This window comes from Pseudobacteroides sp., assembly GCF_036567765.1.
Taxonomy (GTDB): domain Bacteria; phylum Bacillota; class Clostridia; order Acetivibrionales; family DSM-2933; genus Pseudobacteroides.
The window spans coordinates 11,081-36,517 of the sequence record NZ_DATCTU010000016.1 but is presented as its reverse complement, the minus strand read 5'-3'; the positions used below and the strand labels follow the sequence as shown (position 1 = coordinate 36,517).

At 36.8% G+C, this 25,437-nt stretch carries 11 protein-coding genes; 8 read left to right on the top strand and 3 right to left on the bottom strand.

Annotation, left to right across the window (positions count from 1 at the left end; genetic code table 11):
- Positions 1 to 90 precede the first annotated feature (90 nt).
- The 3 genes from rpoN (at position 91) to VIO64_RS03455 (ending at position 4,494) form a co-directional block, all read left to right on the top strand.
- Complete coding sequence (gene rpoN / locus VIO64_RS03465) at positions 91 to 1,431, top strand: RNA polymerase factor sigma-54 (protein WP_331915185.1); 1,341 nt, start codon at positions 91 to 93, stop codon at positions 1,429 to 1,431.
- Positions 1,432 to 1,634: 203 nt separating this feature from the next.
- Positions 1,635 to 2,324: a response regulator transcription factor gene (locus tag VIO64_RS03460; RefSeq protein ID WP_331915183.1), complete on the top strand. Its 690-nt coding sequence runs from the start codon at positions 1,635 to 1,637 to the stop codon at positions 2,322 to 2,324.
- A 55-nt stretch (positions 2,325 to 2,379) separates the two neighbouring features.
- Entirely contained in the window at positions 2,380 to 4,494 is a 2,115-nt protein-coding gene (locus VIO64_RS03455; RefSeq protein ID WP_331915181.1) for a HAMP domain-containing sensor histidine kinase, read from the top strand.
- Between the two features lie 7 nt (positions 4,495 to 4,501).
- On the opposite strand, the gene VIO64_RS03450 is transcribed toward VIO64_RS03455, so the two are convergent.
- The 3 genes from VIO64_RS03450 to VIO64_RS03440 form a co-directional block, all read right to left on the bottom strand.
- On the bottom strand, positions 4,502 to 4,939 hold the full coding sequence (locus VIO64_RS03450) for a hypothetical protein (protein WP_331915179.1): 438 nt from the start codon (positions 4,937 to 4,939) through the stop codon (positions 4,502 to 4,504).
- 161 nt (positions 4,940 to 5,100) lie between these two features.
- The gene (locus VIO64_RS03445; protein ID WP_331915177.1) at positions 5,101 to 6,714 is read right to left on the bottom strand and encodes a glycosyl hydrolase 53 family protein; all 1,614 of its coding nucleotides are present in this window, start codon (positions 6,712 to 6,714) and stop codon (positions 5,101 to 5,103) included.
- A gap of 142 nt (positions 6,715 to 6,856) precedes the next feature.
- Positions 6,857 to 8,521 carry a dockerin type I domain-containing protein gene (locus tag VIO64_RS03440; protein WP_331915175.1) on the bottom strand — a complete coding sequence of 555 codons (1,665 nt, stop codon included), beginning with the start codon at positions 8,519 to 8,521 and terminating at the stop codon, positions 6,857 to 6,859.
- Positions 8,522 to 8,852: 331 nt separating this feature from the next.
- Here VIO64_RS03440 and VIO64_RS03435 point away from each other — a divergent pair, with 331 nt between their 5' ends.
- The 5 genes from VIO64_RS03435 to VIO64_RS03415 all read left to right on the top strand — a co-directional run bounded on the left by VIO64_RS03435 (position 8,853) and on the right by VIO64_RS03415 (position 25,409).
- Positions 8,853 to 9,512 (top strand): response regulator transcription factor, encoded by a 660-nt coding sequence (locus VIO64_RS03435; RefSeq protein ID WP_331915173.1) that lies wholly within the window; start codon positions 8,853 to 8,855, stop codon positions 9,510 to 9,512.
- Between the two features lie 125 nt (positions 9,513 to 9,637).
- Positions 9,638 to 11,407, top strand: a complete 1,770-nt coding sequence (locus VIO64_RS03430) for a histidine kinase N-terminal 7TM domain-containing protein (RefSeq protein WP_331915171.1) — start codon at positions 9,638 to 9,640, stop codon at positions 11,405 to 11,407.
- On the top strand, positions 11,404 to 13,260 hold the full coding sequence (locus VIO64_RS03425) for a histidine kinase N-terminal 7TM domain-containing protein (protein WP_331915169.1): 1,857 nt from the start codon (positions 11,404 to 11,406) through the stop codon (positions 13,258 to 13,260). Before VIO64_RS03430 ends, VIO64_RS03425 begins: the two co-directional genes overlap by 4 nt.
- 297 nt (positions 13,261 to 13,557) lie before the next feature.
- Positions 13,558 to 15,390, top strand: coding sequence for a hypothetical protein (locus VIO64_RS03420; protein ID WP_331915167.1), 1,833 nt, complete (start codon positions 13,558 to 13,560; stop codon positions 15,388 to 15,390).
- A 26-nt stretch (positions 15,391 to 15,416) separates the two neighbouring features.
- Positions 15,417 to 25,409, top strand: coding sequence for a discoidin domain-containing protein (locus VIO64_RS03415; protein WP_331915165.1), 9,993 nt, complete (start codon positions 15,417 to 15,419; stop codon positions 25,407 to 25,409).
- Positions 25,410 to 25,437: the final 28 nt, after the last annotated feature.

Genomic DNA, 25,437 nt, shown 5'->3' with positions numbered 1-25,437 from the left:
TTTTTGATGTCTAGGAAATTATCATTCTACATAAAATCTTCAATTTTTAATGTTATTCTGATGATAGAAGCGTATGAAAGGTGATAGCTAATGAATACAGGATTGGGAAATCAGATATATCAAAACCAGCAATTGACTATTACTCCGAAAATAATTGAAGAACTTAAGGTGCTGCAAATGTCAAATATTGAACTTATGCAGTATATTACCATACAATTAAATGAAAACCCGGTGCTGGATATAGAAGATTACGATATGGAGTGTATGAAATTACTTGGATATGAAAATGAAGGAAATTATGTGTGCGAAAATGGGTATGAAGAGTTAAAAAGAAAGGATTTCTCTGAATATGTAAGTGACAATCTCTCTTTAAGGAATCATTTGCAGAATCAAATAAGAGAACTCTTCATTGATTCCCAAATTAAAAAGATTGCTTTTTATTTAGTCGAAACAATTAATGATTATGGGTACCTTAGTGTAAGTATAAATGATGCGTCCTGTATTCTAGGCGTACCTTTAAATAAAGTAAAGAAAGCTCTTAATGTTATACAAAAATTAGAACCAGCAGGTATTGGGGCACGGAACCTGAAAGAATGCATTTTACTGCAGCTTGGCCGCAGAAGGGAGTTGGATGGCAATGTCAAAACAGTTGTAAACAACTATCTTGAGCTGCTTGCTGAAAAGAAATATAAAAGTATATCAGAAAAGCTGGGTTTAGCTTATGAACAGGTAGTAGAAATTTATAAAAAAATCAAGAGTACAAACCCAAAGCCTGGATTAAAGTTTTCTGATAACTGTACTGTAATGTATATTGAGCCGGAGCTGGTTACTAAGCTGGTAAATGATAAATTCATCGTTTTGCTCAACAATGACATAGATATAAATTTGAAAATAAATCAACATTATAGGTTACTAATAAAAAATGAACAAAGCTCTATCCAAACTAAGAATTATATAAAGTCTAGGATTTCTAAAGCTATAGATGTTATAAATGCTATAGAGCAGCGTAAACGGACAATACTAAATGTAGCAAACTGTATTATTGACTACCAGGATGATTTCCTTAGAAAGGGGTATAAGTTTCTGAGGCCTTTGTCTTTAAAAATGGTGGCTGATAAAGTAGGACTACATGAGTCAACAATAAGCAGAACAGTTAATAATAAGTATATTGAGACTACAAGAGGAGTTTTTGAACTAAAATACTTTTTTTCAGCAGAGGTAGATACTATAAGTGATACTGGTATTGCTGCTAATGCAGTAAAAAAGGCTATAAGGGATATAGTTCAAAATGAGGATAAGAGAAAACCTTTAAGCGATGAGCAAATAAAGAGAAAAATAGAGGATGATGGTATCAAAGTTGCTAGGAGGACAGTGGCTAAGTATAGGGAAGAAATGTCTATTCTATCTTCAAAACTTAGGAGATTATATTAGTCAGTGGAACTATAATAGAGGAATTTATTGACAAGTACCCGGAAAGGCAGTATAAAATTATATTAATAAATAAGGGATTTCTTAAGAAAATCTTAATAAATTCGTTTACCCTTTCGTAAGATTTGAGCTTTATACTTTAGGTATAATACAAAATATGAAAGGGTGATTTTGCTTAATGAAAACTGAAATAAAGAGGGGAAACCATGAACATTTTAGTCTGCGATGATGAAGTGGAAATAGTTGAAGCAATTGAGATTTACTTAAGGCATGAGGGCTATGATGTGTATAAAGCTGCAAACGGCCTTGAGGCACTGTCGATAATTGAAAATACTGAAATTCATCTCATAATAATGGACATAATGATGCCTATGATGGACGGAATAAGGGCTACCATGAAAATAAGAGAGAAGAAAAATATCCCTGTTATCATGCTGTCAGCAAAATCTGAGGATACAGACAAAATACTTGGACTTAATATCGGTGCTGATGACTATGTAACCAAACCCTTCAACCCCCTTGAGCTTATTGCCAGGGTTAAGTCACAGCTTAGAAGGTATACAATGCTTGGAAGCATGGAAGTAAAAAGCGATGTTTGGAGAAGCGGAGGTCTTGTGGTGGATGACAGTCGCAAGGAGGTAACAGTAGATGGTGAATCTGTTAAGCTGACACCTGTTGAGTACAAAATATTAAAGCTTCTTTGTGAAAATGCAGGAAGGGTCTATTCAATGGAGCAAATATATGAGCAGGTATGGAATGAGCCTTCTTTCAACCCGGAAAACACGGTGGCTGTCCATATTAGAAGGATCAGGGAAAAAATAGAACTAAATCCTAAAGAACCAAAATATTTAAAGGTGGTGTGGGGAATTGGCTATAAAATTGAGAAATATCAGTAGTAGCATTTGGTTTAAAATCATAACATGTTTAATGTGCATTTCGGGAATGCTGTCGATGTTATATAGTGTTACAGGGTATGAGTACTTAAGATATATAAGGGAACCTTTTGATTATAATAAAAGCTATGAAAGCAGAAGTGAAGTTGACAATTTATATTCCGATCTAATTCAGCTGGCGACTCTGCGAAGCGAGGAATATATAAAATCAGGAAAGACTGCTACTGATGAAAGAGTTAGAGAACACAGCAGTTCGATTTTGCAAGAAAGATTTAATTCTATAGAAGGAATTAAAAGTCAGTATTATCCGCTTATAGAACAGGCAAAAGCTAACAATGACAATGAAGAAGCCCGTTTGGTAAAAGAAATGGATGACCTTATAACAAAGGAAAATGAGGCATATGATAAAAAAATTGCTCGGATAAATAGCGATATAGTCAATGAGGATTTATTGAGATATAAGGCAGTAATGGCCGATTTATCGGATACTAAGCTTTTATATACCATAGTTTCCGATACCGACGGAAAGATAGCGTATAATACCGGAAATAAAGCTGATTTTGATGGCTTCTATACAAGTCTTCCATATCATATAAAGTCTTATAATGGGACATATTCAGGATATTATGGTTCGTTCAGCGGTTCAACACTCCAAGCTCTTGCCGGAACTACTATTTATGTGGGAGTGCCCGAAGCAGAGTATGCTGTGGGCAAGAAAATATATGATTCCAACAGAAATAAAGGGTTTATATACCTTTATACCATTATTGCAGGTCTCATGGTTTTCCTTTTGGGATATATTTTATTTTTGATTTCAGCAGGTCGCAGGAAGGATTCTAAAGAGATACATTTAACACCAATTGATAAAATCTATCTGGATGTAGGTGCCGGTATTTTTGTTTTTCCGGTGTTTGTATTAATATGCCTGGTTGGCTTTGTACCAAGTAAAGTTACGTTCACCGATACAACGGCATTCATGTCTTTAGCTTCACCTTTGGCTGTTATCGGGGTTGTTTTAGGTCTTATATACTCCTCAATATTTATAAAGCACTTAAAGAGAGGAACAGTACTTAGAAATACATTGGTTTATGCTGTATTACGCACCGCAAAACGCTTAATTAAAGGGTCTGCCGATCAATACGGCAAGGCCGCTCTTTCAGGACAAACTGCTATCTATATAACGGCGTTTTTCATTGCATATAGTTTTGTAACGGCAGTATCACTTTTTCTTTTTTATTATAGTATGAGAAGAGGCTATGGGGCTGTAGGACTTTTCGCATTTTTAATCTATGGTGCCATAAACCTTTTGATGCTCTTATATGTGATAAAGAGGATAGCATACTTCAAGGTTATTTCAGAAGGTGTGAGAAAAATAAAGGCAGGACAGCTTGGATGGAGAATTCCTGAAGGCCCCAATCTTGTAATGACAGAACTTTCAGAGGATATAAACAATATCGCTCAGGGTCTTGGTGCTTCGGTTCAAAATGAGTTAAAGGCAGAACGAATGAAGGCAGAGCTTATCACAAATGTTTCCCATGATTTGAAAACTCCACTTACTTCAATAATAACATATGTAGATTTACTGAAAAAGGAAGGCCTGGATTCGGAGAACGCACCTAAATATCTGGAAATTCTTGATGTGAAATCTTTAAGACTTAAGACATTGACAGAAGACCTCTTTGAGGCTGCCAAGGCTTCAAGTGGTAATATATCGGTCAATATGGAGCAATTAGACCTTGTATCCCTGATAAAGCAGGGGTTTGGTGAATTAACCGACAAGGTGGAGGCATCAGGTCTTGATTTTATAGCAAGCTTTCCCGGGGAAAAGATGCAGGTAAATGCAGATGGAAAGCTTTTATGGAGGGTCGTGGACAACCTCTTGTCCAATGTATTCAAATATGCTATGCCATCTTCCAGGGTTTATGTAAATATCTTTAGAGAGAACAATTTTGCAGGAATTGTTATTAAAAACATATCGGCGTTCCCGCTTAATATGCCGGCTGATGAGCTTATGGAGCGGTTTAAGAGAGGAGATGAGTCAAGGAACAGCGAGGGCTCAGGTTTAGGGTTGGCTATAGCCAGAAGTCTTATGGAGCTTATGGGAGGAAAGCTTACAGTTGAAATAGACGGAGACTTGTTTAAAGCCACAGTGAGGCTGCCTGTAGAAAAATGATTTGAAGTTATATCTTGTAACTATTCATGGTTTGCGGGCTGCATAACAGAGATAACCAATGTTCTGCCGCTGAAATATTTTTCAGATATGTAGCCTGTATACCTGATTGTTTTAAAATATAGTCAATAGTGACTTTAATCATGGGGTTGTCCCACAATATAACAACCGTCCTATTTAAACCGGCTGCTAAGGCAAGGTCTTGAGCTTCAACATGCAGGTGAATATACTCAGAGGTGCTGCCTTTATAAAGGGTTAGATCGATAATCACGTTAAATCCGGGAGAAAGCTTGTGCAAGGCACTCTTTATATCCTCCAGGTAATATTCAAGTTGGGATGTTTTATCCCAAACACCGAAGTAAGTAATAACTAAAGTGTTATTTACGGTATTTACCGACAACTCATAGGAACTATTCCTAGCAATTTTTGTTAAACCTAATACATCCATAATTCCACCCTGAATCTTTCACAAAATATTTTAAACTTGATTTATCTAAATTGTACTCATTATATATATCGGCTAAATTTCTAGTTGTTATAACATTATGTATTATTATATATGTGTGGGTATTTATGGATGTTTGGTTTAATGTAAAATTATCTTACAAGTTATAAATCTATATTTACAATTGGGTAATCTGCAGATGTTCTACCGAAGTTTTTTGCAAGCATTATTATATCGGACATGTTTATAATCCCATCGTTATTAAAGTCTGCAGCAGCATTATATTGAGGATGTGAAGCTGTTAAACTGAATACTTTTGCTATTATTATAACGTCTTCCATGTTTATCACTTTATTATTATTCATATCACCTTCAATTAAAACTAAAGGAGCCGCTGATTCCGATATGGAAATGCTGTAGCGGTCTTTTGGCATTTTGATATATATTTCTCTTGATAAAAATCCAGGCTTAAAGATATTCAAAGTAAATTCTGTTAAGGCAGATGGTATATCATTAACCGAAAAGAAGCCCTTTGAGTCGGATAATGCCAAATATTGAGTTCCTTCCAGCTCAACCATAAAACCTGCACCTTTTATATAGCCGCTTACCGATCTTGCAGATACCGAAGGTGTTGCAGTAGGATTAGCTGTCGGAGTAGGGGTAGGTGTTGAAATTGAAGTTGGAGTTTGAGTTGAAGTTGGAGTGGCAGTAGATGCTGAGGTAGGTACTCCCACGTTAGCTTCCAAAAATGCATCCATTGCGATTGTAGGCCTTCCGTTTGTACTCCATGCACCTTTGCCATAACCGGCCCAGTTGTAGCATTGAGGCTCCCAGTAAAAGACACCGAGGCCTTTGCCGCCTGAAAGTGAACCAACTTTTTTTATAAGATCGGAAATGAGAGATTTACAAGCACTGGCAGCATTATTATCCATACCCACTTCACAAATCATAACCTCTTTTCCATACCTTGAAACCATATCATTCATATTGGTGAGGCATTGGCTGCTAATGGTTGACCAATTATTTGATTCAGGGTAAAGTGACATCCCTATTACATCATATTTACCGCCATTGTTTTTAAGCCCGTCAAAAATCCATCTGAACAAGCTGTTGTCATACCCGTTTGATATATGTACAATTACCTTGGTTTGAGGGAATACAGCCTTTACGGCATCATACCCGCGACTTACCAGTTGTGCAAAGTTCTTCATGTTTACAGAAGCCTTTCCGTCATCCCAAAGCATACCGTTGTTGGTTTCGTTTCCGATCTGAACCCATTCAGGTGTTACGCCATTTGATTTTAATGTATTTAGTACGTCATAGGTGTGGTCATAGACATCGGTGAGCAGTTGGCTTATGCCATGGCTGTTCCATGCTGCAGGTTTATATTGCTTTCCCGGATCTGCCCAGGAATCGCTGTAGTGAAAATCAATCATAATTCTAAATCCCATATTGGCACAGCGTTTGGCAAGAGCAATCGTTTCGGCTTTACTGCAGTGTCCGCTGTAAGGATCATCTGAAGGATTTACCCATACCCTCAGCCTGATTGAGTTAATTCCATGCTCCTTTAAAATTTGAAGGCAGTCCTTTTGAACACCATTATCGTCATAAAACTTGTAGCCCTTAGCCTCCATCTGGGGTAACCAGCTGACATCGGCTCCTGTTGAAAAGGATGCGGCCTCGACTTTAATACAGAATAACAAGTTGATGAAAATAAGAGAAACTATGAATATAGATAAGACTAAAGGGGTTTTGAAAGCAGAATATTTTCTTTGCAAGTTACTCCCTCCCATATTATACAAACTTCCATTATGATTAGTATTATATCAAAAAAAACTGCTGCTATCAATCAATGAAGCTGACAAAGGAGCTGATTGCTCAGCCCCCAAATATATTATTTATTTCTATTTTAATCACTCATTAATAAGCCGATAACAGCTCTGTATTATCAATCCATAGCATCAGGTATGGGTTTTGTGCATCCTTCTCCTTCATAATTAGCATAAATGGACTGTCAAAAACAAGATTCTTAGGATCGTATACCGATATTGGAGCTGCTATATACGCTTCTGATGCCAATGCTGCACCTGTCTCATCAAGCTTGAACTTTATACTTTGGTAGGCTGTACTAATAAAGTAACCGCTTGCACTTGGATTTAAAATTGCCCTGCCTTCAAGTTGAGTATAGCTATGTCCTATATTGAAGTTTAAAACTGGAACCATCAAAGAATCCCTTGGGTCCATATAAGAAGCAGTTGAACTATTTATACGACTCATTACGGATGTGTAAGTCTTATACAAAGTCTCATCTTTAGGCACCTTCGCAAGTATTATTTCATCCTTCTCCGATTGCCCTAAAAGCTTAATTATAAAATCGTCGTTACTTTTGTAACTAAAAAGCTTTATTTGGTTTTTCAGATCCTCAAATTTTTTGGAATAAGAATTGATTCCAAATGCCTTTACAGCACCATTCGAACCCTCTCCATTAAAATTTAAAGGATTTTTCATAACGTCAAATGTTTTAGCAAAACTCAATGTTTTATACAGATAGGCATATGCAATCATATCGCTGGGTGAAAGTTTTAAATCCAAACTTGGAGGTTCAGGGAACCTTTCTTTGAGCTCTTTATTTATTGCATCAACAGTATTCTGACCATACCCTGCTTTTGTAAGATAGCTGTCTTGGGATAGTAAATTTACCATGGAGAACCCTCTATTGAGTACTTCAACCGGTGCCGGGTTGCCGCTTAAAACAAGTTTATCTCCCACCAGTCCGCTTAAACCGTCCCAGGCCATCTGAAATGTAGGACAAAATACAATATTCTTTCCTGATGTTATCTCCTCTTCAGAATTGAAGCTTATAGTAGTGGATTTAAGGCTTCTTGAATCAACTAATGGCAAAGATGTAGCCGTTGCTGGCACTGATGCTACTGTTGTCACATATGGAGTGGGAGTGTTTGTCGGAGTATTGGTTGGAGTATTTGTGGGTGTTGGAGACAGTGAAGGGTCAATGAATGATCCACCCTCTATTATAGGCATCCCATAGTCTATGGAAGACTTGTTGAAATTTTTTGCCGCAATTACAACATCGGACATATTAACCGTTTTATCGGAATTTATATCTGCAGCATCATTAAATCCACTGTCTGTTGAAGTTGAGTTAAATGCTGTTGCCATTATAACAATATCATTCATATTTATTGTATCATCGTTATTTACATCTCCTGCAAATAAATTCACAGGGTCATTGGCAGTTCCAATTGTAGTATTGCTATTTATTTTCAAACCATTTACATATCTTGACAGGTATCCTTTTTTGGATATCTTCAATATGATCGTTTTAGAAGATATCCTATCATCATTATTCAGGTGATAATATCCATTAGTATTAGTGTAGGCAGTAAATCCATAAGGCTGTACATCAACCTTAAAGCCTTCTCTTGAACCATCCGGAACAGCTGCTACATATCCGTCAACAATGGGTACAACTTGTATTGCATGGTTTATTGCAGTAACACCTAATGAACATGCTAAGGCTGCTGCCATTGCAACAAGAAATTTTTTAAAATTATTATTCTTTTTCATTTGAACCCCTCCATTAATAAAAATAAAAATAATTAAACCTTACACGGTGTCGGTGCTATACTAAAATGCTTGTTTAAATGTCAATCGTGCATGACGATTAGTTATGTATGATTGACACCTGTTGTTCAATTACTAATATTATATATCAAACTCTTTTAGCACATTGTCATATGTTTTCAGCATTTTGTCATAATTTTGCTATTATATCGAAAAAAATATATAGAAATTAAGTTGCAAAATTAACAATATCATGACTTTTTTGATATACTATTAGTGTCTAAATTCGACAGGCTTTTTATTTGACTTATATGAAAGGTGCGATAAAAGGGGTATGATCAAGGTACTGGTTGTAGATGATGTTGCTATTCTTAGGAACAGCATAAAATTTATGTTAGAAGTAAATGAAGAAATTGAAGTTGTGGGAACGGCTTCAAATGGAAGGGAAGCATTTGAAAAGTGCTCGGAAGTAATGCCGGATATAGTGCTTATGGATCTTAGGATGCCTGATGCTGACGGCATTGAGGGGACAGAGCTTATCAAGGAAAGGTATCCCCAGATCAAAGTAATTATACTGACTACATTCAAGGAGGAAGAGGATATTCAAGCCGCTATCGGAAGCGGAGCTGACGGATACATACTTAAGGATATCGAACCTGATGAGCTTGCATCAGCAATAAAGAATACATATAAGGGATTTTATACAGTACATAAGGATGCTTACGAATCCATGACAAGAAAAAGTAAAAAATGTGAGCCGGAAATCAAATCAGAACAGGGACTGGTCGATCAAAACGGCAAACCGATCTTATCGCCGCAGGATATTGAAATAATAAGACATCTGGTTAACGGTAAAAGCTATAGGGAAATTTCAAAAGTAATGTATATATCCGAGGGTCACATCAGAAATCAGATATCAAAAATATTAAGAAAGTTGGATCTTTCTGATCGAATGCAGCTTTCCCTTTTTGCTGTAAAGAATAAAATTATATAAATATTACAAAATGTTATAGAAATTGTTACATTTATCACTTGAAAGTATTTTAAAAAAAACGTATAAATATAGTAAAAACATCTCATCCTTATTAACGCTTTCAATATAGCAAGGAATAGATTGATATGCCGGATCATTTAATAAACTATATACTTATGGTTATTACATTTGTTTACGCTTCTGCATTATTTTGTGATTTATATTTCAAAACAAAGAGCAGCAAGGCTAAATTTAGTTTATTGTTTTTACCTTTATCAATAATATTATTATCAGCAGGATTCTTACTTGAACTGTCGACTGATGGTATATTTATATATACTTTGTTATCAAGCTTATTTATATATACCGGCCTTTGTTTTATAGGGTATTCCTGGTTAGTCTTTTCTGTTTGTATTTCATCTGAAAATAAACAAAAGGTTTCTGGAATTAATGCTATTGCCTTAATTCCCCCAGTTTTGATTATTCTTCTCATAGTGACCAACCCGCTCCATGATTTGCTATATATAAAGCCCTATGACTCCGGTGAAATGCGTTTTAATGCCGAGTACCTTTTTATACTGGCTCTCGGTGGAGTTTATGTGCTCTTGGCCAATATTATACTAATAATTAGATTTTTAATAAATACAGCTTTTTCTTTTAAACTGAGGATTGCTTTTCCAGCTGTATTGGTTTTTATGCCAATCTCCTTTTATTTTAGAATTTTTTATTTTAGACACTTTGAACTGGTGCCGTTTTTTTTGCTTATAGGCTATCATTTAATTTTGTACAATGTTTCAGTCAATTACAAACTCTTTGACATAGTTCCAAGGTCAATCGCATCAATTGTGCAAAATATGGATCAACCCATTCTTATAGCAAATAGAAGAAATATAGTTGTAAACTTTAACGGTTCATTTATGAGCAATTTTGGAAGTGTGACAAGTATTAAAGAAACCGACCCTTTAGAATTATTTGTTGAAAAGTTGGGGCAATCAACGGTTTTGGATGGGGAAAACCAGAATATACTGGATTCAATGCTCTTGGATATAGACAAAAACGTGCTCGGCAATATTCATGTGTATACTCCTTATGATAAATGGTATTTTGTATTAATTCAAAACGTATTAAACAGTAAAGGCAGAAAAATTGGAAAATTGATTTCCTTTAATGATATTACAACAATTCATGATTTAAATCAAAAGCTGAAACAAAAAAATTGTGAACTTGAAAAAATAAATATGGAGTTGAAAAATGCAAATGAAAAAATTCTAAAACATACTCTTATGGCGGAAGAACTTGCCATAACAAGAGAAAGAAGCCGCATATTAAGTGAGCTGCATGATACTATTGGCCAGGCTTATACCAGTAACCTTGCACTTGCAAGATGTACGAATGCATTTTTATTGTCAAACCGCAGGGAAAAAGCTTTAGATGTACTGGAAGAAATGGCTTGTACCACAAAGCAACTGCTTTTTAATATAACCTCATCAGTAAATGATAAGGATACCTTAATACAGCAGCAGCCCCTTAAAGATATTCTGAATAAGCTGTTTAAATCCTATAGAAAGTCAGGCATAGATATTCAGCTTAAACTCTATACAGATGTAGAGGTGTTGGAGTACAAAATACGGCATAATATCTATAGGATATGCCAGGAATCCATCAACAACTCTTTAAAGCACGGAATGGCTCAAAACATATATATTTCAATTGAAGAAGAAAGTGAAAAAATAATACTTGAAATTGCTGATGACGGAGCTGGCTGTGATTTGGTTTATAAGGGCATTGGATTAAAGGGAATAGAATACAGAATATCGGAAATTGACGGCGAAGTATCGTTTATATCTGATAAATCAAGACAAAAAGGTTTTATTGTGCGAGCGGAAATACCTATAAGAAGGGAGTCAAAGCGATGAAGCTTATAGAGTATTTTAAAATCAAAGATTTCTTTTGTCCTTATAAGTGGAGCTTCAAAACTCCTGAAGATCTTTGGAACCCTGAGCAAATTTCAGCACTATCACAAGTTATAACTATTTTTATAGGCTTTTTTTTGATATCCTTTGTCTATCATAATGCTAAAAGGGACAATATTCTTAAAAGCTACATTTTCATGAACTTGTCGATGATTATTTGGACAATTGGACTTGCCTTTGAAAATACCTCATATTCAGGTACTCATTTATCTCGTTTTGGTCCTTTATGGTTTTCATATTTGGGAATCTGTACGATGGGGCCTGGATGGCTCATATTCTGTTTGTTTCTTACTGAAAATAAGTGGGCTGAGAAACGTAAAAATATTTTCCGGCTTTTTATTCCTCATGGTATTTTTTATTTGTTACTTATAACCAACTATTTTCATCAGTTTATGTATATTGTACCTCATAATGACCGAAGAAGCTTTGGTCCAGGTTATTACGCCTTATCTTTTACTATCGTGGTTTATATTGTCGCGGGATTAATACTTCTTGCCAAAAAGCAATACAATGAGAAACATAGGATACGACAAAAAATGTTTTTCCTGGTTTTAATAGCTGCAATATTTTTAATGAATCTTATTTTACAGCTTATATTTAACTGGAAGATTGAATCAAAGCCTTTGTTATTTGTTCTTTTTTCATCCTTTTTCTTTTTCTATGGTTCCTTACGCTACAATTTTTTTAGCATTGTTCCTGTGTCTTTTTCTTCATTGATACACTCAATGGATGATGGTGTGCTTATACTGGACAGAGATTCCAATATAGTAAGCTTTAACAATTCACTTGCTCATCTTATATCAAAGAAAGATGTGCTTAAGAAAGGTAGAAAAGTCTCCGGGCTTGTAGAACATCTTAAGGAAATATCCCTGCAAACACCAGAAACCAGACATTTACTTGATTCTATACTCCACTTAAAATATAAGCTTGATACTTCTATTTTAAATATTAATAAGCCAATAATGAAATTTTTAAAAGTCGATATACAAAATATTTCAGATAGAAAAGGACAATTATTGTCAAGGATTATAGTATTTTCAGATATAACAGAAATTAATAATCTGAATGCGGAACTGGAATACAAAAATAATGAAATATCATCCTTGAACAAAAATCTTTTGGAAGCTAATGAGGAACTTTTGAGACAATCACTTATGATGGAGGAGATTGCCGTAACCAATGAGCGAAACAGGATACTAAAAGAGCTGTATAATTCTATTGAAGATACTTTCAAAGACATTTTGCAGATAACGGAAATATGCAGAAAATCAATCATTAGCAATGATGGCAATATTGAAGCAAATTTAAAAGGAATGATTCAGACTACAAAGAATGGGTTAAATGAGATAAGAGACTCGATATATTATCAGAAGAATAAATCAATTGAAAACGATATCTTTATTAAAACCCTTGAAAAGCTATTAGTAGAAAAGAGCAGTATGAATGTCCAAATATATCTTGAGGGAGAAGAAAAATATATCCCCTATCATATCCGATACGCAATTTATGCTACATGCCGTGAACTACTTGAGAATTCATGTGCTGACCGTCAAGCCAAGACTGTATATATAATTCTGCAGTTGGGTCTGTCAAGTTTGAATATGATTGTAGCTGATGATGGAAAAGGCTTTGATGATTTTGCATGCCATAAAGGATTGCAGTTGATCGAAGGTCTGTGTCACGAGCTGGGTGGAAAAATAAATTATGGCTCATTAGATGAAAATCAAGGCTTTTCACTTCATATGGAATTACCTCTGGGATCTCTCACCGACTGCAATGAATTGGAAAACATATAATACCATAACCTGTTCCTTTGATTAGATTTTAAGTAATAAATCTATTGCATTTGTCTATCGCAAATTCCGCTAAACCCTTCATTACTGTTCAGCTAGGAAGAAGTAATGAACTTGTCGGTAATTATTTTCTAAAGTTATGACAAAGTGCTAAGAAGTACTGACAAAGTGCTAGTACAAAGTATTATATAATTTGACAAGGGAATTGAATTAGAGAATTTCCAATTCGAAAGGAGGGCTGAAAGAGCATTTATGAGGCTTTATTTTTGTTTGTTAATTTCATAAAAAGGGGGAAAGAAAATGTTAAGAATTAAGTGGAAACATTATCTTAGTTTTATGTTTCTTGTTACAGTAATGCTTTTAATAATGTGTTCTAGGACGTTTGCCGCTACACCAACACCAACTGCAACTTCTATATCAACTGCAACCTCAACACCAACTTCTCTAATAGTATCTACACCTAAACCTACACAAACACCAATTACTTACACTTTTGCAACACCCATAACCTGCCCGTCATCAGTTACCAGATGTGAGATCCAGGTTATACCATGGGATGCTGCTTCACCACTTCCATCAGCAGTACCGTCACCAAGAACCTTACCGGCACATACAGTTACCACCAGCGGAACAACCACTACCGTAAAGGTATATGTCCAGGGTGCCTCAAATGATATTGTAAGAGGGATGCAGGTGAATCTGGCTGAAATGAGATATACTAAGCTAACCTTTTATGACAGGGAAGACGAGATTGACCAGCAGGTGTTTAAAGGCGTGAAGGCAGATATAGACAGTCTTCCGGCAAATTGTGATACTCTGGCCTTTAAGATTTCTCCTGACAAAAAGGTTGCCAAAAAAAACCCGATGATTAAAATAGCAAAAATCAAATATACCAAAAGCACCAGGGAACCATCGGAGAAAACAGCAGAATTCTGGTCATTGACTGAATTTAGTACAAGTGCTGAGACCGTGAAATTTAAAGCCATGCTTGAGAAATATGCTACATTGTCCAACAGTACACCAACATCTTCACCTCCACCTGTTGACACTGCAATACATATTCCAACAGATAAGAATTTCTATCACAATGCTAAATCAAATACTTTGTTTTTCTGCACTCACAGCAACAAAAGCTTTTTTGTTGCAAATGATGCCGGTGAGCGTGTATTTATTAAAACTGATTTAACCAATAATTCCACTACAAATTGGATATACCAGGGAAGCTGTTTTGTTATAAACCAGGAGAGTGCACCCGATTGGTGCAATTATTTTACCGCCAATACAGCACATAAGATTAAAGGAATTTTCGGATTCTCACAGATATCTTATTCAGCTATAAAAATTCCTGAAGAATTTTTTAAATATTCTCAAAAACGACCTATGTTAGATTCCTACCTAAATTCTACAGGTAATATGTATATGTTTAAAGATCTTAAAGAGAAGGGGTTTAAGGGTTTTGACGAATTTGCATATTCAACCGCTATTGTTAGTGTTGATAATTTGAAGGATACCATGTTTGACATAAGTAAACCATCGAATGATCCTACATATAGAATGTATAAATTGCAGCCCCAGTATAGTGACGATTTTAAAATTACTCCCGGTAAAATGGGGACTGTAGGATTTGACTGGTATTCAACACCGGGCATAGTCAAGTATGAGTTTTATAAATACCATCTTAATTCATCAGAACCTCCAGATAAATTTTTGATCATTAATCTGCCTGTCAAAAATGGTGTAGATCCCAAAACCATGAATCATCAATATCTTGCAAATGAATTAAATAATATGAATCTGGATGACTTTGACGAACTCATGAGAGAATCACAATCTTCCAGAGCTACAATACAGATGGATACTGTTATGGAAGAGGTCAAAGCCTTAAGAGCTGACAAAACAGCAAATGTTTATAAGCAATTTATCCTTCATTGGTTATCAGGATTTTCTGCTGACAGGCCTTTAGCAGTTTCAATCAAAACCGTTAATGGTTTGCCTGAAACCCTTTATGCTGAACTTGTTAAGACGCCAACAGGATATCAATATGTAAAAAACGCTGATGGAAGTATTAAATGGACTGCGGAAGTATTAAAGGGGTACAAGCCGTCAGAAGCTTGTATTGATTCAGATCTATAGAATAAAAAGAAAGGAGGTAATGTTAGATGAAAAGAATAGTATTTTTAATTGCTTTCATAGTCGCATTAATGTTTTCGGTACAAGTATCAGCTGATAGCGGAAGTATATACAATAATTACTTAAAGGTTGATGTGAATTTTGACGGAAGGTTTAAAGCTCAAACAGCAGATGGTAAAGCACTAATATTTCAGCCATCATACAATACTTACACATCAATAACAACAATCAGAATCGGCACAACAAATTATATTTTTACCGGTTCCCCAACGTTTTCCAATAACATCAGTACTACAGATATGTATATCTCTGCTGAGGATATAAATGTCAGGCAAATTTTTACACTGGTTTACAATACATATACCAAGAAAAATGACACCATTGAAATTAAATATGTTGTTACAAATCAGGGACAAACTTCAAAAAATATTGGAACCAGGATTATGATAGACACTATGATTGAGGGTAACGATAAAGCACCTTTTAGAGTCCCAGGTGTCGGTTTTGTTAACACATCTTCTGAACTTACTGGAAGTAATGTGCCGAGTTATTGGCAAGTGTTTAATGATTTAAATAATACAGGTCTTTTTGCTCAGGGGACTATATCGCCGAATGCTTCAGTGGTTAAGCCTGACAAAATCCAATTTGTTCATTGGTCATCAGTAAATACAGGAGGGGTTCTGTGGGATTATATTCCTAATGGAAGTATCATTAATGGAGATGGTGGTGATACTGCTGTAACATTACAGTGGAATCAGAAGACCATTGAGCCTGGTCAAAGTCGGGAATTCGTTACATATTATGGCCTGGGGGATTTCTTAAAAGAAATGACCGAGCCTGTTGCTCTTTCAGTTACAGGTCCCAATGATGCTATTGCCGGGGACAGTATACAAATTACTGCATACCTGGAGAATATTGTTTCATCGGGCACTGAAGTTACAAATACTGTGGCAAAACTCCAGCTGCCATCAGGATTTACTACTTCATCACCTGTAACTGTAAATTTAGGAACCATAGGGAATAAACAAATCAAGATGTGCTCATGGATAGTAAATATTTCTTCAGCTATGGCAACAGGAGATTATTCATACAGTGTATATGAATCCTGTAATCTTGGTGCAACTTTGAAGGAAAAAACACTGAGCAAGGCAATAAGCATTACAGGGCTTACACAGGATATTGCGGCAGTGTGGAACAAATCTACTACTAAAGTCACAATTGATGAAAACGACCTGATTATAAAGCCGATGACTTCTACACCGACACCAGCTCCTTCAGCCGGAGCTACTCCTACTGATTACAACTGGGAGCCATGGCAAGGTGCATTCAGCACGCCCAGTGCATCAGCAGGAGATAAGTTCATTTTCCAGACAACAATTGATGTTCCTGAGAATGCTTTAAATTTGATTCTTGTAAATGAAGGAACAGGTGCAATAAGTATTGATGATGAAGTAAATGTATATATAAATGGACGAAAAGCTGCAACAGGAGTTCATCCTGGTGTTGGAACAATGACAATTGACAAAAAATATTTGATGCCTGGAAGCAAGAATGATATTCTGCTTGTGCTTAAGAATACAGGGGGACCAATGTCATTATCAAAATTAAAAGTAAAGGCCACATTGGACCCAACCTATTACAAGCAAAAACTGATATCTTATAATGGCTTCAAAATTCAATACGACGAGACCAATCCATTAAACAGCAAAATTATAAAATATCCGTCAAATGTTATATTTGACAATTTACAGCTCACTTCTGCAAAAGCAAAATATTCAAGTGAAGGTAAATTGGTATCGGCTAATTTCGTTGCAAAGATTACCGGAAATGTTTACAAATATAACGGATGGCATCGGATTAAAAAGCTGCTTTCAGCAAATACCAGCTCAACACTTGAAATTAATGTTGATGAAAGCGATATATATGATGATTCGTCCTACGCTACCTTAAACGGATTAAAATTTGAACTTGCAAAGTTAGAACTATTTGATTGGGCAAATTATACTTTGAATATTGATGCATCTTTCGCAAGTGATGAATCTATTACGTTATCACCTAAAACAATGTTAAATATTTTAGGTGAAAGCCATGCTGTAAACCTGAAGCTGAATTTGAAGGATACACAGCTTATTGTAAAGGCAGCAGGTACATTTCCTTTAAATAATTTCCTTGAGGTATCAAAGAGTTATGCTGAATATGATCAAATAAGCAAACTTTTAATAAGCGGAGGCTTGACTTATGATATATTCACAAATCAATACTCAGATTATAGTTTTGATGTATCTGCTCTTGATGATGCTAGGATTAAGCTTAAGATTCCGGAGTTTGCCGAAATATCCTTTGGATCCCTTTCGATCACAAAGGATGAGATTGCAGCAACTTCATTGCAAATAAGTTTTGAAGAAGACTGTGTTATTGAAGGCTTAAGGCCAAGCAACACTCCTCCAATTTCAACATCATTTAATAAATTGATCATCAATAGAAATGCAACAAAACTTGCTGATATGATCAAAGCTATTGAGCTTACAATAACTGTTACGGGCACTAATAACATACAAATCTACAATGGTTTGGAGTTGAAGCCCGGTGCGGTAATATCGGGTGGAGTGGATGCAAACGGTATCTTCAGCGTCAATTTCAAGGGTAAATTTGTTTTGCCGGATGATGCACATACACTGGTAGATGCTGATTTCTCCATTGCAACGGACGGTACATTCAGTGCAGGGGCCCAGGTTACGATACCAAATGGAAATGGTATCAAGATAGGCAATATACAGCTAAATCCACTTCCGGAACCAGGTGCAACTGATACTAATATGAAAATTGGTTTCAAGTTTGTAAACGAAGTATGGAGCAATTACACAAAAGAATCCCCCAAAAAAGTTGTATTCACATTCCAAAATGTTGGTACAACAATAAACATTCCTGGTGCAGGAGATGTCAATTTCTTTATTACTGAGTTTGCATTGAATGAAAATTTTTTAACAGACCCCATTGGCGGAATAGAAGCTATTAAAGGAAAAATCTCCGGCAGTGTAAGTCTATTTAGCGGAAACATGATTGTAACCACAGGGACAAGCGGTAAAATTGACTTGGCATACGATGCTTCTGACCTTTGGACAGTAAAAGCAACGGATGTGAGTGTAAACTTCCCTAAGGTTGGTGACGCACCTGGACTTACATGTGATGTAGGCCTGACCATGAGTTCAAAAAACGGACTCAGTTCCTTTAATGTAAGTACAGGCAATACAATGAATCTCCTTGGCAATCTCATAAGCATCACAGGATTATCAGGAAGTGTCACAAAGAATGCTGCTACAGGCGTATATTCAATGAATATTGTTGCAAAAACAGTAACCTGCAATATTGATTCGGTTATACCTTCCCTTAAGGGTTCAAACATCCAGATAAGCTATTTGGCATTTGATGTTGCAGATATGTCCAATCCTAAAGTAAAGGTAAGCTGCGACGGTGCCACATACAATGGCGATATATCCATTGACTTAGGCATTGAGTTTAAGGCAAAGGGTCTTACACTGGATTTTGACAATAATGCTGTTACAATAATCAAACCATCATTAAAAATACCGACTTTTGGCGGCTTGAAGTACTATAAGGCTGCAGATTTGAAAGATGAAGAGAAAAACATGGAGATAGCCGCTTCAAGCTTGACTATAGGCTATACCAATGGTTCATGGGATTTTTCAATAGGTAATGTTTCATTGCCTGGTGCATGCGTATACAATGTATTTGAATTAAATGCCATAAAAGTAACCCTTGTTAATCTTTCCATGGCATATAGCGATAAAAAGTTCAGCATTAAAATAGCCAGTGCTTCTGCTACAGTCTCAAGCGGCTATTCTGTGGAACTTAAGGATGTCTATATCTCGAACGACAGAGTATCCATAACAGGAGCAGAAATGACCATTCCCGAATTGTCATTGGGTGGAATTGGAATAACAAACCTGAAGGCAAGATTCGGTGAAGAAAAAAGAGATGAAACAGGCAGGGTTTACTCATACTTCGGCGGCGGAGCATGTATTACAATTCCGGGACTTGGAGCAGTAGAAGGAAACCTCACTGTTCAAAAATACAGCGACAACTTCTTTGGAATAGTTAAAGAAGCTTCCTTCGAATTAACGTTGAACAAGGCAATACCACTTGGCACAACAGGCTTAAGCCTTAAAAAGATAAGAGGAAGCCTTACAAGCGGTGATTTGCCTGATAATTTCCCCGGCGATTTCAGCTTCATGTTTGGAGGAAGTAAAAACCTTAAAATAGTTTCCATGGGATTAGGTCTTGTGGATGGAACCTCAGGAGGCAAGGTACTTCAGGCTGAAGCAGACGTTTGGGTAGAGCTTAATAACTGGGGATTTGCAATGGATGCAAGTGCATCTATATTTGAAGGCTTTGTAAAAGCAAAAGCAGGTGTGGCCTATGCAAATGAAATATTTGCAGCTCGTGCAGAGGTCAGGGTATTATGCCTTGAAGGAAAAGTAATAATGTATGTTTACAAATATGACGGAAGTACCTCAATAAGCGGTGAAGGCAGCGTCAAGGTAAGACTTGACAGAGGAGCTATTTTAAACAAGAAGATCTGGAGATGGAGACTTAGGATTCCAAGGAATGATATATGGTTTGAAGGCCTAAGCGGTAAATTTGGAAGATTTACAAACGGCAAAGTAGGGTTCCAGGTCAAAGTGAGCTTCCCTATACTAGGCGGTATGTCGGCTTTTGTGGGAGATGGAGGACTCAAATTCTTTACAAACTACAATATCTATGTTCCGCAGCCCAACTCAACCGGTACAGTACAAGCTTCTGCCGGTATAAGCACAAATATTTCCCTTGGTATAAAGACACAAACATCAGATATTGCACCTGCTGTAAGACTTCCGGTTACAAGCACAATACTTGCAGCAGCATCTGTATCAGCAGCACCTATTATTGAAGAATTCACCGAAGCAAATGGAATAAAGGGAACAAGAGTCAAGTTTACAAATGCCGATTCCCTTGAAAGAATGGTTCTTACAGCTGCAACTTTCAATAACGAGCCTTCTTTGACAATTTATTATGTGGATGCCAATGGTAACAAAACTCTTATTCCTCTAACAGATCAAAGATTCAGTAAAGAAGTAAATGAAACAGAGAGATTGGATGATGCCGGTAATGAAACGGGACAAATGGGGGTATCAACATTATTTGCAATTGCCAACCCTGAAAAAGGAGATTGGATAATTGAGGCTAGAAGCGATGAACCTGTAGCAGTTACATTTATCACAAAGATGAATGAATCATCGTTAAAAATAAACAGTGCTTCATATGATCAAGGAACAGGCAAATTAAATGTTTCAGGTCAGATTAATCTCTATGAAGGAACAGAAATAGTAAATCTTATTCTTAAAACAGGTCCAAAGGATGCTAACGATAAAGTTATTCCAAGCGATAGACTTGTTGCTACAAACAACACCAATGACAAGACAGAAGGTGCAACCAAATTCACAATCGGAAGCGACGGCAAGTTTACTGCAGCTATTGACGTCAGCATAATGAGAAGTGGCTCTTACAACCTTGCTGCTGAGTTTGTCCGCAAGGTGACATGCAGTACTGACGGTAACATATTCAGTGAAACCGGCAGCTTGTCACTTGGAGCTCCTGGAACCGATTTGTATGATGTTGCTTCAAGAGATGATTACACAGAGAATGGTACAATTAAGACATTTAATATCAATAACACAACAATGAAAAAGGTAACAAATTTGAGTGCTGTAGTATCAGCATACGGATCATCACCTGATTACAAATACAACCTTGATGTGGCATTTACAAGCACAACCAAGACTGCTGACGGGTATATGGTATTTGCAGATTGTTATGTTGATAATGTGAAAAAAGGTACAAGAAAAATCAACATAGGCAATATGACCAGCATAAGACTCAGTCAGTTTACAGAGTATATGTCGGTTGTAAGCAATGTTGGAACAATGAAGCCTGTAAAAATGCTGGTTTATATAGTTCCCTACAGGTACAATGACCCAAGCAAGGGCTTTGTATACGACTTTGGCGGGACTCTTGGCTTTGAAACAATAACTAACAATATAACTTTGGGACCTGAGTCTGACAAGGTTGAAGTATGGCTCCAAAGAAATTCCAATGTTATAGTATCCGGTTTGTCCAATGGAGTAGCAGGAAATATCAGCCTTCCTATTGAGGGTACTGCTGAAGGAAAAATTACAATCAATGCAGCGGCTGCTGGCAAGGTGCTGGTATCTGTCGATAGCAATGACCAAAAGGCGTATGTATCCTTCCAGAAGGATATTATCGATGTTGCAGCAGGTGCAAGCGAAATTAAATTCAATTTGACCTCAAACATCAAATTGAAGGATTATACAGCAGGCCAGACAAACAATATAATTATTAGGGTTTCAAATGCAAGCAACCCTGATGATTACAAAACCATATCCATACCTTATAGTTTTTCTGTTCTTCCATTAAAGATCTCTAAAGTATATCCTCAGACATTTTCCAAACTGACAGGTGGAAAACTAGATGTATATGGTGAACAACTTTTGGAGGGAAACAAGGTATACTTAGGAAGTACTGAATTGGCACTTGTAGCAGATGAAAGCGGTAAGGCAAGACTCACAGCAACCATACCCCAAGGTTTTACTCCTGGAGAGTATGAAGTGAAAGTAGGTACTTCTCTTGCCACAGCTACGACATGGTATGATGACACCATAAAAGCAAATGGAAAGATAAAAATTACCGATCCAAGTTATTCATGGGTCAAGGTCAGAGATACAGGCAAGGTACAGAAGGGAACTAGCGGCAAATTTTACATTAAGCTGGATTCAAAAACTGCATATGCTGGAAAAGTATCCTTAAGAGTCAAGACTAAGCCTGCTGGATGGACAGTAAACTTCAATAAAACTATCGTAAACATGGGCGAAGTAACTGAGGTTACAGTGACTGTACCGGATACAGAGGTTGCAGGGCCTATAACTGTAGCTATTGAAGGTGCTGGCATGTCCAGCAGTATGACAGGCAGTGTTTACAGCGACCTTGGAAACCTTAATGTTACTGTTACCGATAATGCTGTAGGAGTTGGTACATCTTCTGTTTCAACCGACAAAGCAAACAGTGGAGATCAGGTTACATTATACGGTGAAGGCTTTAATTCAACAACGACCGTTGAAATTGTAACTCCTTTAGGTCCAAAATCAGCTGCTGTCGTATCAAGGGATGGAAGCAACAAGCTCACATTTGTAGTGCCTCCAAGTACTACATCAGGAAGTGTCCGTGCAACTACAGGAGGACAGTCATCAACTCCTTTGATTCCCATCAAAATTTTCGGTGCCGGATCAATGACCAATTTTGATACAGATCCTATTAAGGTTTTCTTAAATCCTGGAGAGTCAGTGGCAATCAGGATTGTAAACAATGGTAAAAACTTTACTGCAACTTCAGGTAAAGATATAATAGCTACTGCAGATATTCCCAACTCAAGTGTCAATATTTCTGTTCCTGCAGCTACAGTTCCCGGAGAATATCTGGTATCGGCTAATATATCATCCAATGTAGTGGTTTCCCAAAGGATCATTGTTTATGTAGTGAATAATGGTATAACTACAGAAGATTTGTCGAGACAAGTAACATTGAATGGAAGAAACGTAACTATCAATGTAAAAGGTAAAAATGTAACTTCATTACAGATTGCGAAGCTTGAGATAAATGGCACAGCATTATCAAGGGTTCCTTCTGTAACAACCGACGGATGGTCCATTGATGTAGGTATGGTAAACCATAACTCTAAAATCAAATACCAGTTTAATTATGTAATATCTGGTACAACATTTACAACACCTGTTTATGAGTATATAGTTCAATATAAAAATCCAACATCAACATCGGACATTTTTACTACAAGTCTATTTGTAAAAGATGATGATATGGTATATCTTAGAGCTACCCCAACAAACGGATTCAATCCTGCTACTTTTAAAGTAACATATAGTGTAGCCGGTGGAACAGGTACATCTGTAGATATGACCAAGAATACCAATTACTGGGAAGTGCCTTTAGGAAAGCTTTCTGACGGAACCAATGTATCCTACTACTTTACATTTGGTACGGGGGGTGAAAGTATAAGCACACCACAAACAGGTACTCGTTATCAGTCAACTATTCCCAAGACATCAACCATACCTGTTATATTAACCAGAAATCCAGCCACAGGCAAGTTAGATATTACAGTTACAAGCTTTAATGTGGAGGGAGTATCCGTAGCCCCGACAGCAGCAAAAGCAATACTTTTAACTGATCCTAGGCAGGAAATTCCATTGGCAAAAAGCGGAACAAGCTTTACCGGTGCATTGGGTGATATTGATCCGGGTACTAATTTAAAATATGCACTTCAGTATATAGTTGAAGGATTAAAGTACACTACATACTTGGATACTCCTTACTATGAACAGGGTTATGACAAGACATCAAACGGTTTGATGGCAGAATACTTTGAAAACAAGTATTTCTCAGAATCCAGGTTTAAAACAATTGATCCAGGAATCAACTTTGACTTCATGAAAACACCGCCTGCAGGAGGATTGGTTCAGGATTCAACATATTCAGTAAGATGGTCAGGTAAAGTCCTTCCAAGATATTCTGAGGATCACACATTCTATGTGACAATACCAAACGGAAAAGCATCAGTTTGGGTTGACGGAAAATTCCTTATGGATGGTACCGGCAATTTCAGCGGAGTGATCAAGCTTACAGCTGGAAAAGTCACAGACATCATTGTTGAATACGCAACTGACGGAAATGGCGGTATAAAGCTTGAATGGCAGAGCACATCCCAGGCAAGGGAAGTTGTGCCTAGGGCAAGACTTATTGCTTCCCCGTCAAGTAAGCCGGTAAGTACTGAATTCATACCTTACGTGACCAGAGTGGATTTTGAGTCTGCATCTATTGCTTGGAATGCCCCAAGTGGAATAACTGGAATATCATCGTATGATTTATATTTGGGTACTACATTAATAAATAATACTAATTCAAGGTCCTTTACATTAAACAGCCTGTCAGCTAATACCCAGTATTCGGTTACAATAAAGGCAAAGGGTTCCAGCGGAACCGTCCTGGCTTCCAGTACTGCCTTAACATTCAAGACAGAAGCAATGCCCAATGATTTGGCACTTAACAAAGCAATAACAGCAAGTTCATCACCTAATAGCACACAAAATGCAAGCAAAGCGAATGACGGCAATTCTTCTACTAGATGGACATCCAATTCCAGCGATCCACAATGGATCTATGTGGATTTGGGAAGAGTTTCCCAGATTGTAAAGGTAAGGCTTAACTGGGCAGCAGACTGCCATGCAAAAGCTTATAGGATTCAGGTGTCCGATAATGGAACAACATGGAGTGAGGTATATTCAACAACTTCAGGCGATGGAGGAATAGACGATATCAAATTGTCCTCTGTAAGCGGCAGATATGTTAGGGTATATGGCACTTCCAGGGCATTGACATCAGGATATTCTTTATGGGACTTCAATGTATACGGCTATGCAAAATCATCCATAAAGGTCCAGTTCTATAACCAGATTACAGATCAAGTTAACAATAACATAGCACCAACATTCAAGATTATGAATATGGGCACGGAAAATGTTGACCTAAATACTCTAAAGCTTCGCTACTATTATACAATTGATAACAATAAACCTCAGGAATTTGTATGTGACTGGACTCCTATCAGTCCAAATGTTACTAGTGCTTTTGTAACGATGCCTGTACCTCTCGAAAAGGCTGACCATTACCTGGAAGTAGGTTTTCAGACGACCACTCCAATTTTAAAACCTGGAGAATATGTAGAAGTATTGGCAAGATTTCACCCAAAAGACTATTACCCCCCATACACACAGACAAATGACTATTCCTTTGATGGAGTAAGCAGAACCTATTCAGACTTTGATAAAATTACAGTTTATCAATCTGGAAACCTGATCCAGGGGGTAGAGCCTTAAGTCAGGTTGGCAAATCAAAGTTCCTTCA

Excerpts from the sequence above, each read along its gene's own strand:
- rpoN (WP_331915185.1), top strand. The coding sequence starts at position 91 with ATGAATACAGGATTGGGAAATCAGATATATCAAAACCAGCAATTGACT.
- VIO64_RS03460 (WP_331915183.1), top strand. The coding sequence starts at position 1,635 with ATGAACATTTTAGTCTGCGATGATGAAGTGGAAATAGTTGAAGCAATT.
- VIO64_RS03455 (WP_331915181.1), top strand. The coding sequence starts at position 2,380 with ATGTTATATAGTGTTACAGGGTATGAGTACTTAAGATATATAAGGGAA.
- VIO64_RS03450 (WP_331915179.1), bottom strand. The coding sequence starts at position 4,939 with ATGGATGTATTAGGTTTAACAAAAATTGCTAGGAATAGTTCCTATGAG.
- VIO64_RS03440 (WP_331915175.1), bottom strand. The coding sequence starts at position 8,521 with ATGAAAAAGAATAATAATTTTAAAAAATTTCTTGTTGCAATGGCAGCA.
- VIO64_RS03435 (WP_331915173.1), top strand. The coding sequence starts at position 8,853 with ATGATCAAGGTACTGGTTGTAGATGATGTTGCTATTCTTAGGAACAGC.
- VIO64_RS03430 (WP_331915171.1), top strand. The coding sequence starts at position 9,638 with ATGCCGGATCATTTAATAAACTATATACTTATGGTTATTACATTTGTT.
- VIO64_RS03425 (WP_331915169.1), top strand. The coding sequence starts at position 11,404 with ATGAAGCTTATAGAGTATTTTAAAATCAAAGATTTCTTTTGTCCTTAT.
- VIO64_RS03420 (WP_331915167.1), top strand. The coding sequence starts at position 13,558 with ATGTTAAGAATTAAGTGGAAACATTATCTTAGTTTTATGTTTCTTGTT.
- VIO64_RS03415 (WP_331915165.1), top strand. The coding sequence starts at position 15,417 with ATGAAAAGAATAGTATTTTTAATTGCTTTCATAGTCGCATTAATGTTT.